The following is an 18,845-nucleotide window of genomic DNA, read 5'->3' as shown; positions in this document are numbered from 1 at the left end:
TTTATTCTCAAAAAGGGGGAAAGACCATGAATAACAACATGGTTCATATTACAATTGACGGAAAAAAGTATACAGCGGAGCCCGGTTCAACGATATTGGGTGTTATAAATGAGAACGGGATTGAACATCCGCAAATTTGTTACGTACCAGAAGTAGATCCTATTCAAACATGTGACACTTGTATTGTAGAAGTTGACGGAAAGTTAATGCGCTCTTGTTCGACAGTAGCGACAGAAGGTATGAACATTGAACGTAACTCTACTCGTGCGAAGGAAGCACAAACAGAGGCGATGGATCGGTTATTAGAAAATCATTTATTATACTGTACAGTATGTGACAACAACAATGGGAACTGTAAACTGCATAATACAGCAGAATTAATGGAAATTGAACATCAAAAATATCCTTATGAACCGAAAGTAGATGTAAGTGAAGTTGATATGACGCATCCGTTTTATCGTTATGACCCGAATCAATGTATTGCATGTGGTCAATGTGTAGAGGTGTGTCAAAACTTACAAGTAAATGAAACATTATCGATAGACTGGGAAGCGGAACGCCCACGAGTGATTTGGGATGAAGGAGTAAATATTAATGATTCTTCATGCGTTAGTTGTGGTCAATGTGTAACCATTTGTCCTTGTAACGCTTTAATGGAGAAAACGATGCTTGGTGAAGCTGGATTTATGACGGGACTAAAGCCAGATATTCTTGAACCGATGGTAGATTTAATTAAAGAAGTAGAGCCTGGATATAGCGGTATTTTTGCGGTATCAGAAGTGGAAGCGGCCATGCGTGATACTCGTACGAAGAAAACGAAAACAGTATGTACATTTTGTGGTGTAGGTTGTTCATTTGAAGTGTGGACGAAAGGGCGTAAAATTCTTAAAGTACAACCTTCTTCTGATGCGCCAGTTAACGCAATTTCTACTTGTGTAAAAGGAAAATTTGGTTGGGATTTCGTAAATTCTAAAGAACGAATTACGAAACCTTTAATTCGTAAAAATGGAACGTTTGTTGAATCAACATGGGAAGAAGCGTTGAATGTAGTTGCAAGTAAATTAGGATCGATTAAAGAAGAGTACGGTAAAGATGCTATCGGTTTTATTTCTTCATCTAAAATTACGAATGAAGATAATTATGTGATTCAAAAATTAGCTCGACAAGTATTTGAAACGAATAATATTGATAACTGCTCACGTTATTGTCAATCACCAGCGACAGACGGATTATTCCGTACAATTGGTATGGGCGGAGATGCTGGAACGATTAAAGATATTGCACAATCTGGTCTTGTTATTATTGTAGGTTGTAATCCGACAGAAGGTCATCCTGTTTTAGCTACACGTATTAAACGTGCACATAAATTACACGGACAAAAATTAATTGTGGCTGATCTTCGTAAAACAGAAATGGCAGAGCGTTCAGATGTCTTTATTAGTCCAAAACAAGGAACAGATCAAGTATGGTTAATGGCTGTTACGAAATATATGATTGATCAAGGCTGGCACGATCAACGATTTATTGATGAGAATGTAAATTTCTTTGAAGATTTCAAAGAGAGCCTTACAGCATATACACTTGAATATGCAGAAGAAATGACTGGTATTTCAAAAGAAACACTGATTCAAATGGCTGAAATGATTCGTGATGCAGACGGTACATGTATCCTTTGGGGAATGGGGGTAACGCAAAATACAGGTGGATCTGATACTTCCGCTGCGATTTCAAACTTACTACTTGCAACAGGTAATTATCGTCGTCCAGGCGCTGGTGCATATCCGCTTCGAGGTCATAATAACGTACAAGGTGCTTGTGATATGGGTACTTTACCAGGATGGCTTCCTGGATATCAACACGTTACGAACGATATAGAACGTGCGAAATTTGAAATGGCTTATGGAGTGAAAATTAATAGCGAACCAGGTCTGAATAATATTGAAATGCTTCACGCGATTGATAAAGGGAAAATGAAAGCTATGTATCTTGTCGGAGAAGACATGGCTCTTGTAGACTCTAATGCGAATCATGTACATGAAGTATTATCAAGCCTTGATTTCTTCGTTGTGCAAGATGTTTTCTTATCTAAAACGGCTCAATATGCAGATGTTGTATTACCAGCAGCGCCATCTCTTGAAAAAGAAGGTACTTTTACAAATACAGAGCGTCGTGTTCAAAGACTATATCAAGTTCTTCCTACGCTTGGAGATGCGAAGCCAGACTGGTGGATTGTGCAGGAAGTTGCGAATAAATTAGGTGCAAACTGGCGTTATAGTCATCCAAGTGAAATTTTTGCTGAAATGGCAAGTTTATCACCACTATTTTCACAAGCAAACTATGAAGTATTGGAAGGATGGAATAGTTTCCATTGGGGAAGTTTTGATGGAACGAATACACCGCTTCTTTTCCAAGATGGATTTAACTTCCCGGATAAAAAAGCTCGTTTTGCGATTGCTGACTGGGTGCGCCCAGCTGAATTCCCAGCTGAGTTCGACCTTCATATTAACAATGGTCGTATGCTTGAGCACTTCCATGAAGGGAATATGACAAATAAATCAACAGGTATTCAAACGAAAGTGCCTGGCGTTTTCGTTGAAGTTTCTCCAGCACTTGCAAAAGAACGTGGAGTAAAAACTGGTTCATTAGTCCGTCTTGTCTCTCCGTTTGGAGCGTTAAAATTACGTGCACTTGTAACAGATCGTGTAAAAGCGAATGAGTTATATTTACCGATGAACTCTACAGATAATGAAACAGCAATTAATTTCTTAACAGGTCCTGCCGTTGATACGCGTACGAACACACCTGCTTATAAACAGACGAAAGTGCGTATGGAAGTGCTGGAAGTTGATGGCGAAAATCCGATGCCAAAAGCGAACCCGCGTAATAAAAAACGTCATCCTCAATCCGGTATTGAGGTACATCGTAAGTGGGCACGTCCAGGGTATGTGCATTTAACGGATAAGTAGGAGGAGAAAAATATGGCTGCACCTATAAAAATGATTCAAAAACAAGAATTAACTGAGGAAGAAGTAAAACAGCAAAAATTAGATGATTTAAAAGAGCTTCTAGCTAATAATGAAGACGCTCTAAATCAAATGTTTAATATAGTAGGGGAATTGAATGATATTGGCATGCTAGAAGCAGCAAATTCTATGCTAAAGGCGAAAGAACCAATCGCAAAGATTGTTCTTGGTCAAGTGACTCGTGAGCCCGTTACAAATTTAATTAATAATATGATGGGGGCTGCGGGTGCTTTAACAGAACTTGATCCGGAGCTTACGAAAAAGCTTATAGGTAGCTTATTAGTAGGGCTAGAAAAAGGTAATGAACATCTAGAGAGTAATAAAAAAGTAGGGGTATTCGATCTTATGAAAGTATTGAAAGATCCAGACATTAACCGTGCTATCGGGTTTGGGCTTCATTTCTTAAAAGGTATGGGAAAAGGATTAAAAGAAGAATAAACTTCATGAAGTGAACCTTTTCGCCCAAATGTTTGTACGAAATAGTTTGGGCGGAAGGCTCATTTTGGTAAAATATATAATAAAGTAAAATGAGGTTTTTTGGGAGGTATAATTGTATGTCAAAAAAAGTACATGAATTTAATGATATGATTCGAAAACTTCGAAAGGAACTTTTCGGAAAAGGGCCAGAACGAATTCATACTGTTTTCGCTGAAAATATGGCGATTGCGACTCTTTACGGAAACTTAACACCTACTGAAAAATTCATTTCAAGTACGATGGACGGTGCGGAAATGGTTCATATGGCTAGAACGAAAATGATTCAAGAAGTGTATGCTGCAAATTCCCGTGAACATTTGGAGGAACTTGTTGGAGCGAAATTAGTGAATTTGTTTTCAGATATGAAAGTAGAAGAAGATATTGCAGTTTCGGTATTTGTTTTTGATAAAAATATAACGTGAGAGAAGGATACTGATCGTGAAACCGATACAGGTAGAAAGAGAAATCTTTCGTTATGAACAAGGGGCGTTTAAACATATAGAGGACAGCATTGTAACAGAGTTTCCAGTCACGATTAAAATGAACGGACAGGAGTTTGTTACAATGGTTAGTACTCCAGAATATATAGAAGATATGGTAATAGGCTTCTTAGCATCTGAAGGAATCATTCGGAAGTATGAAGATATTGATGACATATGGGTACAAGAGAAAGAAGGATTTGTACATGTCACGACGGCAAAAGTAAATCCGTATTACGAACAAATGCAAAATAAACGTTATATTACTTCATGCTGTGGTATGAGTAGACAAGGATTTGTTTTTGCAAATGATGCACTAAGCGCAAAGAAAATGAATGGCGTCCATGTACAGGTTACTGCAGAAGACTGTTTTCGATTAATGAAAGAAATGCAACAATCTGCGGAGACATTTCGTCATACAGGCGGCGTTCATAATGCATCTTTGTGCAATGTGAATGGTATTATTTTAAGTCGAATGGATATCGGAAGGCATAATGCGTTAGATAAAATTTACGGTTATTGTTTAAAAAATAATATTTCTATAAGAGATAAAATCATTGTTTTTAGCGGTCGTATTTCTTCGGAAATATTATTGAAAGTTGCAAAAATTGGTTGTGAAATTATACTGTCAAAATCAGCTCCAACTGAGTTGGCTTTACAGCTAGCTGAAGAATTAGGTATTACTACGATAGGATTTATTCGGAATGAATCCTTAAATGTATATACGCATCCGGAGCGTGTTTTAAATATAAAATAAGTAAAAGCGAGGCAATAAATATGAAATCTGTCACATTAGACAAACTACAACGTCCGTTAAAGGATTTACGTATTTCAGTTACTGATCGCTGTAATTTTCGCTGTCGATATTGTATGCCAGAAGAAATATTTGGTCCTGATTACTCGTTTTTGTCTAATGATAAAATTTTATCTTTTGATGAAATTGAAAGGATAACGCGTATTTTCGTTTCTTTAGGTGTTAGAAAATTACGGATTACAGGCGGAGAACCGTTACTTCGAAGAGGTCTTCCGCAGCTTATCGAGCGCCTGAATAAAATAGATGGTGTGGAGGATATCGGTTTAACAACTAATGGATCGTTACTTAAAAAGTTTGCTCCTGATTTATATAAGGCGGGTTTATCACGTGTGACAGTTAGTTTAGATTCCTTAGAAGAAGAGCGGTTTTTCTATTTGAATGGTAATAGAAGCAAAGTAGAAAGGGTTCTGGAAGGAATACAAGCTGCAGCTGAAGTCGGTATGAAAATTAAAATAAACATGGTCGTTCAAAAGGGGAAAAACGAACAGGATATCTTGCAGATGGCGCAATACTTTAAGGAAAATAAACATATTCTTCGTTTTATTGAGTATATGGACGTTGGAAATTATAACGGTTGGGATTTAAAAGAGGTTATCTCTAAACAAGAAATAGTAGATACGATTCATCAAGTTATGCCATTAGAACGAATAGAAGCGAATTATGCAGGAGAGGTTGCGACTCGCTATCGTTATATTGGAAGTGATGAAGAAATAGGTATTATTTCATCAGTAACAGACTCCTTCTGCTCCTCATGTACGAGAGCTCGTATTTCTGCAGAAGGAAAATTATATACTTGTTTGTTCGCTTCTAAAGGAAATGATTTGAGAGAACTGCTTCGATCAGAATACACTGACGAGGAAATAACAGATGTCGTACGCGATATATGGAACAAACGAGAAGATCGTTATTCAGATGAACGCTTAAGTCATACAAGTAAAAAAAGAGCACCTAAAATTGAAATGTCACATATTGGTGGTTGATATATATAAGTGACAATATGATGAAGTATATACAAAATGGAAGATGTGCAACGGTTGTAGATTTTCTATTTTATAGTAAAAGTGATGGTTGATCTCTCTGTAAAAGATGTGCAGAGAAATTAAGCAGCATTCAAAAACCTTTATTTTGAGGAGGTTTTTTGAAGCTGCTTTTTTATTTGGAGAAAATGGAGGAATTAGTAATGGCATTTCATAAACCGGAACAAATTGCTGAGCTTGTCATTGAGGCCGGTGTTCAAAAAGTAAGTCAGACCTTGCCAGCAATGCTTATTCTCGGTTTTTTAGGAGGAGCGTTTATTTCGCTAGGTTTTTTACTTAACATTCGCGTTTTAGGTAATTTGCCTGAGCGCTGGGGGAGTTTAGTAAATGTTTTAGGAGGAGCGGTTTTTCCTGTTGGACTCATGCTCGTTGTATTAGCGGGAGGAGAATTAATTACCGGAAATATGATGTCACTGTCTATGGCGCTATATGCAAAGAAAATTACATTGGTTAGTGTGCTAAATAACTGGATTTGGATTACTTTCATGAATTTTGTAGGAGCTATTTTCGTAGCGTATTGTTTCGGTCATCTTGGCGGATTAACAGAGGGGGATTATTTAAATAAAACGGTAGCGATAGCAGAAGGCAAGTTACATGAATCTTTTGGAAGAACTTTAATTTTAGCAATTGGGTGTAATTGGCTCGTTTGTTTAGCGCTTTGGCTCGCTTATGGGACGAGTGATTTTGTCGGAAAAATAATCGGAATTTGGATTCCCATTATGGCATTTGTAGTGATTGGATTTCAGCAAGTGGTAGCAAATATGTTTGTCATCTCAGCAGTTATTTTTGCAGGTCATCTCACATGGATGGATCTTGCTAAAAATTTTGTTCCTGTCTTTATCGGAAATGTAATTGGCGGAGCTGGTTTTGTTGGATTTGCGTACTTTGCTTGTTATCAAAAACAACATTCTAATATGAAATAGAGTGCGTGAGAGGAAGGGTATGCAATGGCTGAGCGGTATTCACGACAACATTTGTTTAAAGCAATTGGGAGTAGAGGGCAAGAAAAAATTCGAAATAAACATGTGTTAATTGTAGGAGTAGGCGCATTAGGAAGTGCAAGTGCCGAAAGTTTCGTACGTGCAGGTATTGGCAAGTTGACGATCATAGATCGTGATTACGTTGAATGGAGTAATTTACAAAGGCAACAATTGTACTCTGAACAAGATGTAAGAGAGAAATTGCCAAAAGCAATCGCTGCTAAAAATCGGCTAGAAAAACTTAATTCGGAAGTACAAATACATGCTTTCGTAATGGATGCGTGTGTAGAAAACTTGGAAGGGCTATTAGAAAATGTCGATGTAATTATTGATGCAACAGATAATTTCGATATCCGATTTATAATAAATGACTTATCACAAAAACATAATATCCCGTGGGTATATGGTTCTTGCGTTGGCTCGTACGGTATGAGTTGTACAATTATTCCGCAAGAGACACCGTGTTTACATTGTGTGCTGAAGAACGTTCCAGTTACAGGTGTGACGTGTGATACAGCTGGAATTATTAGCCCGACTGTACAAATCGTCGCAGCATATCAAGTGGCGGAAGCACTCAAAATTTTAGTAGAAGATTTTGCAGCAATTAGAAAAACATTTTTCATATTTGATATATGGAGTAATCAAAACCATTTTATAAAATTAGGGAAAATAAAAACAGACGCTTGTCTCTCATGTGGTTTGAATCGAACTTATCCTTATTTATCATACGAAAACCAAACGAAGGTAGCTGTTTTGTGCGGAAGAAATACAGTTCAAATTAGACCGGTAGAAAATAGACAGTACAATTTTGATGATATAGAAAAAGTATTAAATAAACTGGGGAAAGTAGATCGGAATCCGTATTTACTATCTTGCCAATTAGATGAGTACCGCGTCGTTATTTTTCGAGATGGTCGTGTTTTCATTCATGGTACAAATGATATTTTAAAAGCAAAACAGTTATATTATCACGTATTCGGTTAATAGAAAGGGGTGTCAATAATGGAAAGAAGAGTGCCAATTACGGTTGAAGAAGCTGTTCGTAAAGTAATGGAATTTGCTAATGGGGGTTTAAAGGAGCTACTACCTATTGAATTAGCTTATGGACGTGTATTAGCGGAGGATTTAGTAGCTGACCATGACGTACCTTCATTCAATCGTTCCCCGTATGACGGATTTGCTATTAGAGCAGAAGATACGAATTTAGCAAGTTATGAAACGCCAATTGTATTTGAAGTAGTGGGTGAAATTGGTGCAGGATCGCTATTCGATGAGAAAGTAGGTCCGTTTCAAGCAGTTCGAATTATGACGGGAGCACAGATTCCGAGTGGATGTGATGCAGTTGTTATGCTAGAGCTGACTCGTCAATATGAGGAGGCTGGCAGTAAGTATATGGAATTGAAACGGTCATTCAAAACGGGCGATAATATTTCTTTTCAAGGTGAAGATGCTCGTAAAGGAACGGTTCTTGCAAAGAAAGGAACATACATTCATCCAGGTATTTCAGCTCTTCTTGCTACGTTCGGGTATAGCGAGGTGCCAGTTGCGAGAAAGCCTGTAGTTGGACTATTAGCGACTGGCAGTGAATTACTGGATGTAAACGATTCATTACAACCAGGGAAAATCCGAAATAGTAATACGTATATGATATTGTCTCAAATCCGAAGAGCAGGCGGAAGAGTAAAATATTTTGGGAAGTTTAGCGATGATTTTTATACGTGTTTTACGGCTGTAAAAGAAGCATTAAGCCAAGTAGATATGCTCATTACAACAGGTGGTGTATCAGTAGGGGATTACGATTATTTGCCAGCTATATATGAAAAATTAGGTGCATCAGTTCTTTTCAATAAAGTTGCAATGAGGCCAGGAAGTGTTACGACTATAGCGCAATTAAATGGCAAGTTATTATTTGGATTATCAGGAAATCCATCTGCTTGTTACGTAGGATTTGAATTGTTTGTAAGACCTTGTATTCGAACGTATATGTTTAGTGAAAAAGCACATGTAAAAAGAGAAAAAGCGTTATTAGGAGAAGACTTTTTAAAGCCAAATCCATTTACAAGATTTGTACGAGGAAAACTAACATATAACGAAGGGCAGTTAATCGCTTATCCGTCAGGGTTTGATAAATCTAGCTCAGTTTCTTCTCTAGCAGAGACAAATATATTTATTGTACTTCCAGGTGGTACGAGAGGGTATAAAAAAGATATGTTCGTAGATGTTCTCTTGTTGGAAGATAACGAAGGTAGTGAATGGCCTTGGACATTTTATAAAGTGAGAGGTGATTCTAATGGGACAAGTGCTATTTGAAATTGTAGATATACCGATTGTAGTTGAAGAAGTAACAAATAAGGTTGCAAGAAGAGACGCAGGTGCGATTACAACTTTTATTGGTACAGTGAGAGAATTAACAAAGGGAAAACGAACGCTACATTTAGAGTATGAAGCATATAAACCGATGGCAGTAAAGCAACTTATGAGAATTGGTGAAGAAATTAGTGAAAGATGGCCGGACGCAAAAGTAGCAATTACGCACCGTGTAGGGCGGCTAGAAATAATGGATATTGCGGTAGTCATTGCAGTTTCATCACCGCATCGTAAAGTAGCTTATGAAGCGAATGAATACGCAATTGAACGGATAAAGCGAATCGTTCCAATATGGAAAAAAGAATTTTGGGAAGATGGGACGATGTGGATTGGCGATCAGCTTGAAAATACACCTTATCCAGAAGGAAAACCGAAGAAGGAAGAATGAGAAAATGATTACAATTTTACTGTTTGCAAATTTGCGTGAGGAAGTCGGGTTAGATCGATTCGTAATTTCCGAAAAACAAGAAATGACTGTGCAGCAATTAAAAGAATGGCTCAAAGCAAACTATAGTTTACAATCGCTTGATAGAGTGATGGTGGCTGTTAATGAAGAGTTTGTAACGAATGACGAGATGATACAAGCTGGAGATATTGTCGTATTCATCCCGCCTGTTAGTGGTGGATAATAAGCGTTTCTTGAAACGATAAGAAGATGCTATATATAAATTCGAATACGAGAAGGGATGAGTTCTATGCTTACTCAAGAACAAATAATGAATGCGTTAAAACATGTAGAGGATCCAGAATTACACAAAAGTATTGTAGAGTTAAACATGGTTAGAAATATACAAATGAATGGCACAGAGGTTAAACTTGAAGTAGTGCTAACGATTCAAGGGTGTCCGTTAAAATCAAAAATTCAACAAGATATTGAAGAATCGCTTCACGCAATTGGTGCCTCTAAAGTGGCTGTAACATTTAGTTCTATGACAAAAGAAGAACGTGCAGTCTTAACAGAGAAGTTAAAGAAAAATACTAGAACAGAAACTGGTATGCCAAGCATGCTTCGTCCTGATTCAGGAGTACAATTTCTTACTGTAACGAGCGGAAAAGGTGGAGTCGGAAAATCAACTGTAACAATTAATCTTGCAACTGCTTTAGCTCGTATGGGCAAAAAAGTGGGGATATTAGATGCAGATATATATGGTTTTAGCATTCCTGCTATGATGGAAACGAATCAAAAACCAACGATGATTGATCAAACAGCAATTCCAGTTATTAGTCATGGTATTAAAATCATGTCTATGGGATTTTTTACAGAAGGAAATAATCCGGTTATGTGGCGCGGACCGATGTTAAATAAATGGATTCAAAATTTCCTTGCGAATACGCACTGGGGAGAATTAGATTATTTACTGCTTGATTTACCACCTGGTACAGGAGATGTTGCCATTGATGTTGCAGCAATGATTCCGCAGGCGAAAGAAATTATCGTTACAACACCACATAATGTAGCTTCATTCGTAGCATCTAGAGTAGGGGTAATGGCAAAACATACGAAACACGAGATTTTAGGTATTGTGGAAAACATGGCTTATTATGAAGAACAAGATGGATCGAAAAATTACCTCTTCGGAAAAGGCGGCGGTGAAATGTTAGCAGAACAATTGCAAACAGAAGTAATCGCACAAGTACCTTTTGCAAAACGTGAAGAAAATAACGGTTCATCTGTATATGATGAAGATTCTCTTGTTGGAGAAGTGTTTACATCGTTAGCAGAAGATATTATTTATAAAGGATAGAGGAGGAATTTTATTATGGGGTGTAATATCGATCATTCTATTGAAGATGTAATGAGTAAGCTTGAAAGCCAAAAGAGTTTTTTACCGGAAGTGATTTTTAAAGAGGTAAAGGGATTTTTGCAAGGTAATCATTCACAGGAAATATTAAATGATGTCTTTCATCTTCTAAAAAAGTATGACTTAGTTAGTGAAGAAGAGAGAGAGACGAGAAATACTCAATTATTGCTGATTATAAAATAAATACGCTTTGGCTTTTGTTTTGTAACAGGAGGGGTAAATGTAATGAATATGAAGAAGATGATTGAAACGATAGAAGCAACAAAAATGACTGATGAAGAATTATCGATTGCTCATTTACATCAAAAGCTCGTGAAGTTATATAGTCAAAAAAATGTTGCTCATTATACGGAGTTATTAAAATATATTTTATCCTTATCCGTGCAGCTTGATTTACATTTCGTATTGAAATATTTTGGTGTGCGACCGGTTGTTGCTATAGACGAGCGTATGCAATTTCAAGAGATATTTAAATGTTTAGCTAATAAGGACGATAATGGGGAATGGTTTTTAAATTTCGTTTCTTTATATGTAGGGCTAATTGTAGTTCTTCACTTTGATGAAAAAGTGATTGGGAGAAGTTTTTTCGATGATATGGTCGTGGGTGAAGGAAATGAAGTATAAGATTTTGCTCATAACATTCTTCTATTTAATTGCTATAACTGCGATTTTAATTGGTTATATAAATATGCAAGTAATGAATTAAACTAGTTTGATAAAAAGTGTTCTTCAGTTGTTTCCATCGTTTTTTCATGTTACGATTAAGCGAATTTTTCATAGGGAGAGAAAGCGATGAAATGGATTTATTTTATTCTTATTAACGTTATAGCTTTTAGCCTTATGGGGCTTGATAAACGGAAAGCGAAGAAGAAACAGTGGAGAACGCCAGAAAGTACGTTGTTTTTATCAGCGGCAGCTGGGGGCGCAGTTGGTGCTTGGATCGGTATGTATATGTTTCACCATAAAACTCATAAAAAGAAATTTGTTTTCGGTATACCGTTACTTGTCGTTATCACAATATGTTTACTTTTTGTTGTATGAGAAATGTCGAAAGAATTGAAGATTGATTATTGGTAAAGTGAGCACGTGGGGCCGTATAATGGAGAAAAACGAGAAGAGGAGAAAAGGAAGATGGGGAGTCAATCAGCAGAGCAAAAAAAAGGGATTATATATGCGGCTGGTGCGTATACGATGTGGGGAATACTACCAATCTATTGGAAATGGGTGGAGGAAGTTCCAGCAGATGAAATATTAGCACACCGCATCGTTTGGGCGTTCGTGTTTATGTTAATCGTATTAGGTGTTACGAAGAGATTTCGTCAGTTTATTGGAGAGTTCGTGAATCTTTTTAAACGACCTAAATTATTAATGTCATTAACAATAGCTTCAGTCTTGATTAGCGGAAACTGGTTTGTCTACATATGGGCCGTTAATCATAATCATGTCATTGAAGCAAGTCTTGGCTATTATATTAATCCGCTTATCAGTATTTTACTTGGTACAGTCGTTTTAAAGGAAAAGTTAAACTTTTGGCAATACGTTGCAGTTGGTTTAGCTGGAGTAGGGGTTATCATTTTAACAGTACGTTTCGGGGCTATTCCGTGGGTTTCTTTATCACTTGCCCTTTCATTTGGATTATATGGATTAACAAAAAAATTGTTAAACTATGATGCGACAATTGGACTTACGATGGAAACGATGTTAGTAACGCCGTTTGCGATTATTTATTTAGTAATGACAGGAGTACATGGTTTCGGCTCATTTGGCTCGATCTCAATGTCATCGACATTACTATTAATAGGGGCGGGCATTGTTACAGCATTGCCACTTTTTTATTTTGCAAAAGGAGCCCAACTTATTCCGCTTTATATGGTAGGGTTTTTACAATATATTGCACCAACAATTAGTTTGATTTTAGGTGTATTCGTATTTGGTGAACATTTCACATCTACTCATATGATTGCATTTTTCTGTATATGGGTTGCATTAGTTGTATTCTCGGTAGCGAAAACAAAGTTCTTGGTGCAGAAACAACCGAAATTTATAAAAAATAAATCAGCAAAAGTATCGTAATGCGTAGTATTTTCTACGCATTTTTCTTTATACTGATACTATAGGATTTCCATTATAGCTAGTAGGGAGCTGAGAACGTGGAAACGATTTTACATAACGATCCGCTTATGGCCGCTGTAATTTCATGGTTTTTAGCACAATTAACGAAAGTAGTCTTTAAATTATTTAAAACGGGTGAATTTGATTTTGCAAAGTTTTTCGCTTCAGGTGGGATGCCAAGTTCTCATGCTTCAACTGTTACAGCACTGGCGACAGGTGTTGGCGTTGTGGAAGGTGTGGAAAGTACTTTATTTGCAATTGCTGCTATTTTTGCCATTATAGTTATGTATGACGCTTCAGGAGTAAGGCTTGCAGTAAGTAAACAGGCGAAAATATTGAATGAGTTTTTTCACGGTAGACAAACAGAATATAAGAAGTTAAATGAACTTGTCGGGCATACGCCGTATGAAGTAGTAGTTGGTGCTTTATTAGGGATTATTGTCGGAGTAGGATATTGTTTATAAGCAGAGCATCTTATATGTTCTGCTTTTCTTTGTATTCATACATATTCAGCTACTTTCTTGAATATCGTTATACGGATTTCGAAAGGGTGGGTGAGTAATTTGTTATTATATGAAAAAGTGCATGAAGAAATAGCGAGAAGAGCAACTGCACTTCAAACGATGCAACGGCAAGATGGTACGTGGCGATTTTGTTTTGAAGGAGCTCCATTAACAGATTGCCATATGATTTTTTTATTAAAATTATTAGGTAGAGATAAAGAGATAGAACCGTTTGTAAAAAGGTTAGCATCACTTCAAACAAATGAAGGAACGTGGAAATTGTATGAAGATGAAGTGGGAGGTAATTTATCAGCTACCATTCAATCTTATGCTGCCTTACTTGCTTCGCAAAAATATACAAAAGAAGATGCGAATATGAAGCGAGCGGAAAATTTTATTAAGGAACGCGGAGGCGTGGCGCGTGCTCATTTTATGACCAAGTTTTTATTAGCAATTCATGGAGAATATGAATATCCTTCACTCTTTCATTTACCAACACCAATCATGTTTCTACAGAATGATTCCCCCCTCAGTATATTTGAATTGAGTAGCTCAGCACGTATCCATTTAATTCCGATGATGGTGTGTTTAAATAAAAGATTTCGAGTAGGGAAAAAGTTATTGCCAAATTTAAATCACATTGCGGGCGGGGGTGGAGAATGGTTTCGGGAGGATCGGTCTCCTTTGTTTCAAACGTTATTAAGTGATGTAAAACAAATTATCTCGTATCCACTTTCGTTACATCATAAAGGATATGAGGAAGTCGAACGTTTCATGAAAGAGCGTATTGATGAAAATGGAACGTTATATAGTTACGCAACTGCCTCGTTTTATATGATTTATGCTTTACTTGCGTTAGGGCATTCTCTTCAATCATCACTGATTCAAAAGGCTATAGCTGGTATAACATCTTATATATGGAAGATGGAAAGAGGGAGTCACTTGCAAAACTCTCCTTCAACTGTATGGGATACGGCTTTACTCAGCTATGCGTTACAAGAGGCACACGTTCCGAAAGATCACAAGATGATTCAACAGACAATAACATATTTATTAAAAAAACAGCATACAAAAAAAGCTGATTGGAGCGTACATGCTCCCGCACTTACTCCTGGCGGTTGGGGTTTTTCGGATGTAAATATGACAGTTCCAGATGTTGATGATACAACCGCTGTACTAAGAGTGTTGGCAAGAAGTAGAGAGAATGAAAAGGTAAATAATGCTTGGCAGAAAGGGATTGATTGGGTTAAAGGATTACAAAATAATGATGGGGGCTGGGGAGCGTTTGAAAAAGGTGTGACGAGCAAATTATTAGCAAATTTACCAATCGAAAATGCAAGTGATATGATTACAGATCCTTCCACACCAGATATTACAGGAAGAGTGTTAGAGCTTTTCGGGACATATACGCAAAATGAATTACCTGAGAAACAAAAACAAAGTGCGATAAATTGGTTAATGAATGCACAAGAGGAAAATGGATCATGGTATGGGAAATGGGGGATTTGTTATATATATGGTACGTGGGCTGTTATGACAGGTTTACGGTCACTCGGAATTCCATCTAACAATCCATCATTGAAACGAGCAGCTTTATGGCTTGAACATATACAGCATGAAGATGGTGGATGGGGGGAATCATGCCAAAGTAGTATGGAGAAAAGATTCATTACTTTACCATTTAGTACACCATCTCAAACAGCATGGGCGTTAGATGCTCTCATTTCTTACTATGATACAGAAACGCCAGCTATTCGAAAAGGCATTTCATATTTGCTTACGAATCCTTATGTGAATGAAAAATATCCTACTGGAACAGGTTTACCTGGTGGGTTTTATATTCGTTATCATAGCTATGCCCAAATTTATCCGCTACTTACTTTGGCACATTATACAAAAAAATATAGAAAATAAACCGAGAGATGTTTCTCGGTTTATTTTGTTGGGTAGTAGGTCCCTGTTGAAAAGAATAAGGTTGTGCTTTCCTTATTTTTCAGTTGACTGGCGTTTTTGACGTGCATCAGCGGCATTTGCACGTGCGTTTGCTTCTAAGTCATTGTGGTCAGCAAGTTCACGAGAGAACTCTACATCAATGCCATCAGTAGCTTTGTTTTGTTTGAAATTTTTTTTGTTCATTCGACACAATCTCCTTGCACTTTATCCCGCTTTAATGGGCAGTAAGACCCCCACCTTAAAATTCAGTGAAAGCAAAGAAGTTAGGTGGGGGGCGGGCTGCCCATAAAAGTCCGATTGGTGAGGGCTAATAATCAGTGAGGATGAAGAAAATCCCCACTGATTAAAGTTTCACTTTATGCGACGTTGCAAAGTTAGTTTGACACAAATAGACTTTTTTATACAAAGAGGAATTGGAAAGTAAAAAGCCGAAATATACAGTATAAGTAATAGAAATGGGGGATAGGTATGGAGTTTTTAAACGGGAAAACAGCTGTTGTAACAGGAGCTGCACAGGGAATTGGAAAAGAGATTGCAAGGGTGTATGCAAAACTAGGGGCGAAAGTATTAATTAGCGATGTAAATGAAGAGAAATTACAAAAAACGACACGTGAGTTCTTGGATGAAGGATATGAAGTGAGCTTATATCGATGTGATGTGAGTAATCAAAATGAAGCAAAGTCGTTAATTGAATATGCGGTTCAAAAATTCGGAACATTACATATTTTGGTGAATAACGCTGGGATTACAAGAGATGCAATGTTACATAAAATGGAGAAGTCTGCTTGGGAACAAGTATTACAAGTGAACTTAACTGGAGTTTTTTATTGTATGCAACCAGCGCTGCTTTACATGAGACAACAAGGATATGGACGTATTATTAATATATCTTCAATTAGTAGAGAAGGAAACATAGGTCAAGCAAACTATGCAGCTACGAAGGCAGGCGTTGTAGGTTTAACGAAAACGGCAGCGAAAGAAGTTGGAAATTTCGGTATTACGTGTAATGCGATTTGCCCAGGATTTATGGATACAGATATGACAAAAACGATACCAGATAAAGTGAAAGAAAAGATGGTCGGCGCGATTCCGGTTGGTAGAATTGGAACGCCAGAAGATATTGCGAACGCAGCTGCCTTCTTAGCATCAGAATACGCATCCTATATTACAGGAGAAGTATTAAATGTGAGCGGGGGACTGCAAGTTTAAAGACATACATAATGAAAAGAACCTGACCGGATAGGTCAGGTTCTTTCTCTTTAATTTAAGTTAAGCCAAACGCTCTTCACTTCTGTATAGTTATTTAATGCATAAGATCCCATTTCACGACCAAGACCGGATTGTTTAAATCCTCCAAATGGAGATGCTGCATCAAAGACGTTATAACAGTTTACCCATACTGTACCAGCACGTACTTTACTTGCAACGTAGTGTGCTGTTTTAACATTTTCTGTCCACACACCAGCTGCTAAGCCGAATTGTGATTTATTTGCACGGTCAATTACTTCATCAATATCGTTAAACGGTATAGCAGAAATAACTGGACCGAAAATTTCTTCTTTTGCAATCGTCATTTCATCATTTACGTCAGCGAATACTGTAGGAGAAACGAAGTAGCCTTGATCAAATGGATTACTTCCTCCGCAAAGTACTTCAGCACCTTCTTCAATCCCTTTTTCGATGTAGCCCATTACACGTTTTTGTTGTTCTTCGGAAACGAGAGGACCGATTGTAGTTTCTGGACTTAAGCCAGCACCTTGATTTAATTTTTTAGAGTAAAGGACAAGGTCAGCCATGACATTATCATACATTTTCTTCGGAACAAATAAACGTGATCCAGCAGAGCATACTTGTCCTTGGTTAAACATAACACCAGAAAGTGCACCAGGAATCGCGCGAGATAAATCAGCATCTGGCAAGATGATATTTGGTGATTTACCGCCTAACTCAAGTGTAACGCGCTTTAATGTTTCAGATGCTTGGCGCATAATTTGCTTACCGACTGGAGTAGAACCAGTAAATGCAATTTTATCAACGAGTGGATGATTAACAAGAGCTTGTCCAGCTGATTCACCGAATCCAGGAACGATATTAATAACACCTTTCGGGAATCCAGCTTCTTCAATTAATTCAGCTAAGTATAAGGCAGATAGTGGAGTTTGTTCTGCAGGTTTTAAAACGATTGTACATCCTGTAGCAAGCGCTGCTCCCATTTTCCACATTGCCATAAGAAGTGGAAAGTTCCAAGGGATAATTTGACCAACGACACCAACAGCTTCATGACGTGTATAGTTAAAGTAATCACCGGAAACAGGGATTGTTTGACCAACGATTTTCGTCGCCCAGCCAGCATAATAGCGCATATGCTCAATTGCAAGTGGTATGTCTGCTGCCATTGTTTCACGGATTGGCTTTCCGTTATCTAACGTTTCAAGCTGTGCAAGCTCTTCTTTATGTTCTTCCATTAAATCAGCTAACTTGTACATAAGCCGGCTTCGCTCAGCAGTGCTCATGCGAGACCAAGGACCTTCGTCAAAAGCCATGCGAGCTGCAACGACAGCTTTATGAATATCTTCGCGACCAGCTTCAGAAACGACGGCAAGTGTTTCGCCAGTTGCTGGGTTAGGTGTGTTAAACGTTTTTCCGGAAGCGCTTTCAATGAATGATCCATTCACATATAACTTTTTTGTACCTTGAAGAAACTTTTCTACCTTTTCATGAAGATTTACAGCTAGTTGACTCATTGTATAACCCCCTTGAAAATATAATGTAAACGCAGTACGAGACAGCGTTTATTCCGAAATCAAGGATGTAGGAACTAGATGGAAAGCCTCTAATTTAAATCATAATTAACAAATACTGAAAATTCAAATTTCATTTGTGTTACAATTGTAAAAAATATGTAATGTAAGAGAATCTTCTATATAATTATAAAAAATCCTGCTTGTTTTTGCTTTCTAGTAGGAAAAACTAGAGGAACAGTGGTACAATAATACATCGTGAGAGGAGGGAGAAAAATGAAGAATTATCATGATGATCCACGCTTTCGAATCGCCCATAGAGAAGCGTTAATTGGTCTTGGACTTGCAATTATTAATTTTATAATATGGTACGGATTTGCTTATGGGCTTGGTAGTAAAAATCCAAGTGAATATACATATGTATTCGGTTTTCCAGCATGGTTTTTTTATAGCTGTATCGTTGGATTTATCGTTATGGTTATTTTACTTAGTTTAGTTGTTCGTTTTGTATTTCAAGATATTTCACTCGATGAGGAAGAAAAAAGTGAGGAATAATA

Annotated in this window: 21 protein-coding genes; 19 read left to right on the top strand and 2 right to left on the bottom strand. The window is 37.3% G+C overall.

Annotated features, from left to right (window positions below):
* Positions 1 to 26: 26 nt before the first annotated feature.
* The 17 genes from fdhF to MR147_RS12130 all read left to right on the top strand — a co-directional run bounded on the left by fdhF (position 27) and on the right by MR147_RS12130 (position 15,508).
* Positions 27 to 2,966, top strand: coding sequence for a formate dehydrogenase subunit alpha (gene fdhF / locus MR147_RS12210; RefSeq protein WP_074609121.1), 2,940 nt, complete (start codon positions 27 to 29; stop codon positions 2,964 to 2,966).
* Between the two features lie 12 nt (positions 2,967 to 2,978).
* Complete coding sequence (locus MR147_RS12205; RefSeq protein ID WP_000729904.1) at positions 2,979 to 3,461, top strand: helical membrane plugin domain-containing protein; 483 nt, start codon at positions 2,979 to 2,981, stop codon at positions 3,459 to 3,461.
* A 116-nt stretch (positions 3,462 to 3,577) separates the two neighbouring features.
* Entirely contained in the window at positions 3,578 to 3,922 is a 345-nt protein-coding gene (locus tag MR147_RS12200; protein WP_000039582.1) for a Na-translocating system protein MpsC family protein, read from the top strand.
* Between the two features lie 16 nt (positions 3,923 to 3,938).
* Positions 3,939 to 4,736: a formate dehydrogenase accessory sulfurtransferase FdhD gene (fdhD, locus tag MR147_RS12195; RefSeq protein WP_000802674.1), complete on the top strand. Its 798-nt coding sequence runs from the start codon at positions 3,939 to 3,941 to the stop codon at positions 4,734 to 4,736.
* 20 nt (positions 4,737 to 4,756) lie between these two features.
* A complete protein-coding gene (gene moaA / locus MR147_RS12190; protein ID WP_074609123.1) occupies positions 4,757 to 5,773 on the top strand; it encodes a GTP 3',8-cyclase MoaA in 1,017 nt (338 codons plus the stop codon).
* A 200-nt stretch (positions 5,774 to 5,973) separates the two neighbouring features.
* Complete coding sequence (locus MR147_RS12185) at positions 5,974 to 6,753, top strand: formate channel (RefSeq protein WP_000864003.1); 780 nt, start codon at positions 5,974 to 5,976, stop codon at positions 6,751 to 6,753.
* Positions 6,754 to 6,777: 24 nt separating this feature from the next.
* Entirely contained in the window at positions 6,778 to 7,794 is a 1,017-nt protein-coding gene (locus MR147_RS12180) for a molybdopterin-synthase adenylyltransferase MoeB (RefSeq protein ID WP_074609125.1), read from the top strand.
* 18 nt (positions 7,795 to 7,812) lie between these two features.
* Positions 7,813 to 9,120: a molybdopterin molybdotransferase MoeA gene (gene moeA, locus MR147_RS12175; RefSeq protein ID WP_242304310.1), complete on the top strand. Its 1,308-nt coding sequence runs from the start codon at positions 7,813 to 7,815 to the stop codon at positions 9,118 to 9,120.
* Positions 9,101 to 9,565: a molybdopterin synthase catalytic subunit MoaE gene (gene moaE / locus MR147_RS12170; RefSeq protein ID WP_074609129.1), complete on the top strand. Its 465-nt coding sequence runs from the start codon at positions 9,101 to 9,103 to the stop codon at positions 9,563 to 9,565. Before moeA ends, moaE begins: the two co-directional genes overlap by 20 nt.
* Positions 9,566 to 9,569: 4 nt before the next feature.
* Positions 9,570 to 9,806 carry a molybdopterin converting factor subunit 1 gene (gene moaD / locus MR147_RS12165; RefSeq protein WP_074609131.1) on the top strand — a complete coding sequence of 79 codons (237 nt, stop codon included), beginning with the start codon at positions 9,570 to 9,572 and terminating at the stop codon, positions 9,804 to 9,806.
* A 66-nt stretch (positions 9,807 to 9,872) separates the two neighbouring features.
* Positions 9,873 to 10,922: a P-loop NTPase gene (locus MR147_RS12160; protein WP_074609133.1), complete on the top strand. Its 1,050-nt coding sequence runs from the start codon at positions 9,873 to 9,875 to the stop codon at positions 10,920 to 10,922.
* A 15-nt stretch (positions 10,923 to 10,937) separates the two neighbouring features.
* A complete protein-coding gene (locus MR147_RS12155) occupies positions 10,938 to 11,162 on the top strand; it encodes a hypothetical protein (protein WP_000501867.1) in 225 nt (74 codons plus the stop codon).
* 42 nt (positions 11,163 to 11,204) lie between these two features.
* Entirely contained in the window at positions 11,205 to 11,603 is a 399-nt protein-coding gene (locus MR147_RS12150; RefSeq protein ID WP_074609134.1) for a hypothetical protein, read from the top strand.
* Between the two features lie 168 nt (positions 11,604 to 11,771).
* A complete protein-coding gene (locus tag MR147_RS12145; protein WP_074609136.1) occupies positions 11,772 to 12,020 on the top strand; it encodes a DUF1294 domain-containing protein in 249 nt (82 codons plus the stop codon).
* Between the two features lie 90 nt (positions 12,021 to 12,110).
* Positions 12,111 to 13,052 carry an EamA family transporter RarD gene (rarD, locus tag MR147_RS12140; protein WP_074609138.1) on the top strand — a complete coding sequence of 314 codons (942 nt, stop codon included), beginning with the start codon at positions 12,111 to 12,113 and terminating at the stop codon, positions 13,050 to 13,052.
* Positions 13,053 to 13,129: 77 nt separating this feature from the next.
* Positions 13,130 to 13,555, top strand: a complete 426-nt coding sequence (locus MR147_RS12135; protein WP_000447815.1) for a divergent PAP2 family protein — start codon at positions 13,130 to 13,132, stop codon at positions 13,553 to 13,555.
* A 99-nt stretch (positions 13,556 to 13,654) separates the two neighbouring features.
* Entirely contained in the window at positions 13,655 to 15,508 is a 1,854-nt protein-coding gene (locus tag MR147_RS12130; protein ID WP_242304308.1) for a terpene cyclase/mutase family protein, read from the top strand.
* A gap of 72 nt (positions 15,509 to 15,580) precedes the next feature.
* Here the strand turns inward: MR147_RS12130 and MR147_RS12125 are convergent, their stop codons facing one another.
* Positions 15,581 to 15,730: a YfhD family protein gene (locus MR147_RS12125; protein ID WP_001035808.1), complete on the bottom strand. Its 150-nt coding sequence runs from the start codon at positions 15,728 to 15,730 to the stop codon at positions 15,581 to 15,583.
* 285 nt (positions 15,731 to 16,015) lie between these two features.
* Between MR147_RS12125 and fabG the strand changes: the two genes are divergently transcribed.
* Positions 16,016 to 16,756, top strand: coding sequence for a 3-oxoacyl-ACP reductase FabG (gene fabG, locus MR147_RS12120; RefSeq protein WP_000395021.1), 741 nt, complete (start codon positions 16,016 to 16,018; stop codon positions 16,754 to 16,756).
* 50 nt (positions 16,757 to 16,806) lie between these two features.
* On the opposite strand, the gene dhaS is transcribed toward fabG, so the two are convergent.
* A complete protein-coding gene (gene dhaS, locus MR147_RS12115; RefSeq protein ID WP_074609141.1) occupies positions 16,807 to 18,291 on the bottom strand; it encodes an aldehyde dehydrogenase DhaS in 1,485 nt (494 codons plus the stop codon).
* A 273-nt stretch (positions 18,292 to 18,564) separates the two neighbouring features.
* On the opposite strand from dhaS, the gene MR147_RS12110 reads away from it, so the two are divergent.
* Complete coding sequence (locus tag MR147_RS12110) at positions 18,565 to 18,843, top strand: YhdT family protein (RefSeq protein ID WP_000800722.1); 279 nt, start codon at positions 18,565 to 18,567, stop codon at positions 18,841 to 18,843.
* Positions 18,844 to 18,845 lie beyond the last annotated feature (2 nt).

This window comes from Bacillus cereus group sp. BfR-BA-01350, from assembly GCF_022663775.1.
Lineage (GTDB): Bacteria > Bacillota > Bacilli > Bacillales > Bacillaceae_G > Bacillus_A > Bacillus_A paranthracis.
The sequence above is the reverse complement of the archived record's forward strand: the minus strand, read 5'-3'. Positions and strand labels throughout refer to the sequence as shown.

What these genes read in the sequence shown, in the direction of transcription:
- fdhF (WP_074609121.1), top strand. Translation starts at nt 27, where the DNA reads ATGAATAACAACATGGTTCATATTACAATTGACGGAAAAAAGTATACA.
- MR147_RS12205 (WP_000729904.1), top strand. Translation starts at nt 2,979, where the DNA reads ATGGCTGCACCTATAAAAATGATTCAAAAACAAGAATTAACTGAGGAA.
- MR147_RS12200 (WP_000039582.1), top strand. Translation starts at nt 3,578, where the DNA reads ATGTCAAAAAAAGTACATGAATTTAATGATATGATTCGAAAACTTCGA.
- moaA (WP_074609123.1), top strand. Translation starts at nt 4,757, where the DNA reads ATGAAATCTGTCACATTAGACAAACTACAACGTCCGTTAAAGGATTTA.
- MR147_RS12185 (WP_000864003.1), top strand. Translation starts at nt 5,974, where the DNA reads ATGGCATTTCATAAACCGGAACAAATTGCTGAGCTTGTCATTGAGGCC.
- MR147_RS12180 (WP_074609125.1), top strand. Translation starts at nt 6,778, where the DNA reads ATGGCTGAGCGGTATTCACGACAACATTTGTTTAAAGCAATTGGGAGT.
- moeA (WP_242304310.1), top strand. Translation starts at nt 7,813, where the DNA reads ATGGAAAGAAGAGTGCCAATTACGGTTGAAGAAGCTGTTCGTAAAGTA.
- moaE (WP_074609129.1), top strand. Translation starts at nt 9,101, where the DNA reads ATGGGACAAGTGCTATTTGAAATTGTAGATATACCGATTGTAGTTGAA.
- moaD (WP_074609131.1), top strand. Translation starts at nt 9,570, where the DNA reads ATGATTACAATTTTACTGTTTGCAAATTTGCGTGAGGAAGTCGGGTTA.
- MR147_RS12160 (WP_074609133.1), top strand. Translation starts at nt 9,873, where the DNA reads ATGCTTACTCAAGAACAAATAATGAATGCGTTAAAACATGTAGAGGAT.
- MR147_RS12155 (WP_000501867.1), top strand. Translation starts at nt 10,938, where the DNA reads ATGGGGTGTAATATCGATCATTCTATTGAAGATGTAATGAGTAAGCTT.
- MR147_RS12150 (WP_074609134.1), top strand. Translation starts at nt 11,205, where the DNA reads ATGAATATGAAGAAGATGATTGAAACGATAGAAGCAACAAAAATGACT.
- MR147_RS12145 (WP_074609136.1), top strand. Translation starts at nt 11,772, where the DNA reads ATGAAATGGATTTATTTTATTCTTATTAACGTTATAGCTTTTAGCCTT.
- rarD (WP_074609138.1), top strand. Translation starts at nt 12,111, where the DNA reads ATGGGGAGTCAATCAGCAGAGCAAAAAAAAGGGATTATATATGCGGCT.
- MR147_RS12125 (WP_001035808.1), bottom strand. Translation starts at nt 15,730, where the DNA reads ATGAACAAAAAAAATTTCAAACAAAACAAAGCTACTGATGGCATTGAT.
- fabG (WP_000395021.1), top strand. Translation starts at nt 16,016, where the DNA reads ATGGAGTTTTTAAACGGGAAAACAGCTGTTGTAACAGGAGCTGCACAG.
- dhaS (WP_074609141.1), bottom strand. Translation starts at nt 18,291, where the DNA reads ATGAGTCAACTAGCTGTAAATCTTCATGAAAAGGTAGAAAAGTTTCTT.
- MR147_RS12110 (WP_000800722.1), top strand. Translation starts at nt 18,565, where the DNA reads ATGAAGAATTATCATGATGATCCACGCTTTCGAATCGCCCATAGAGAA.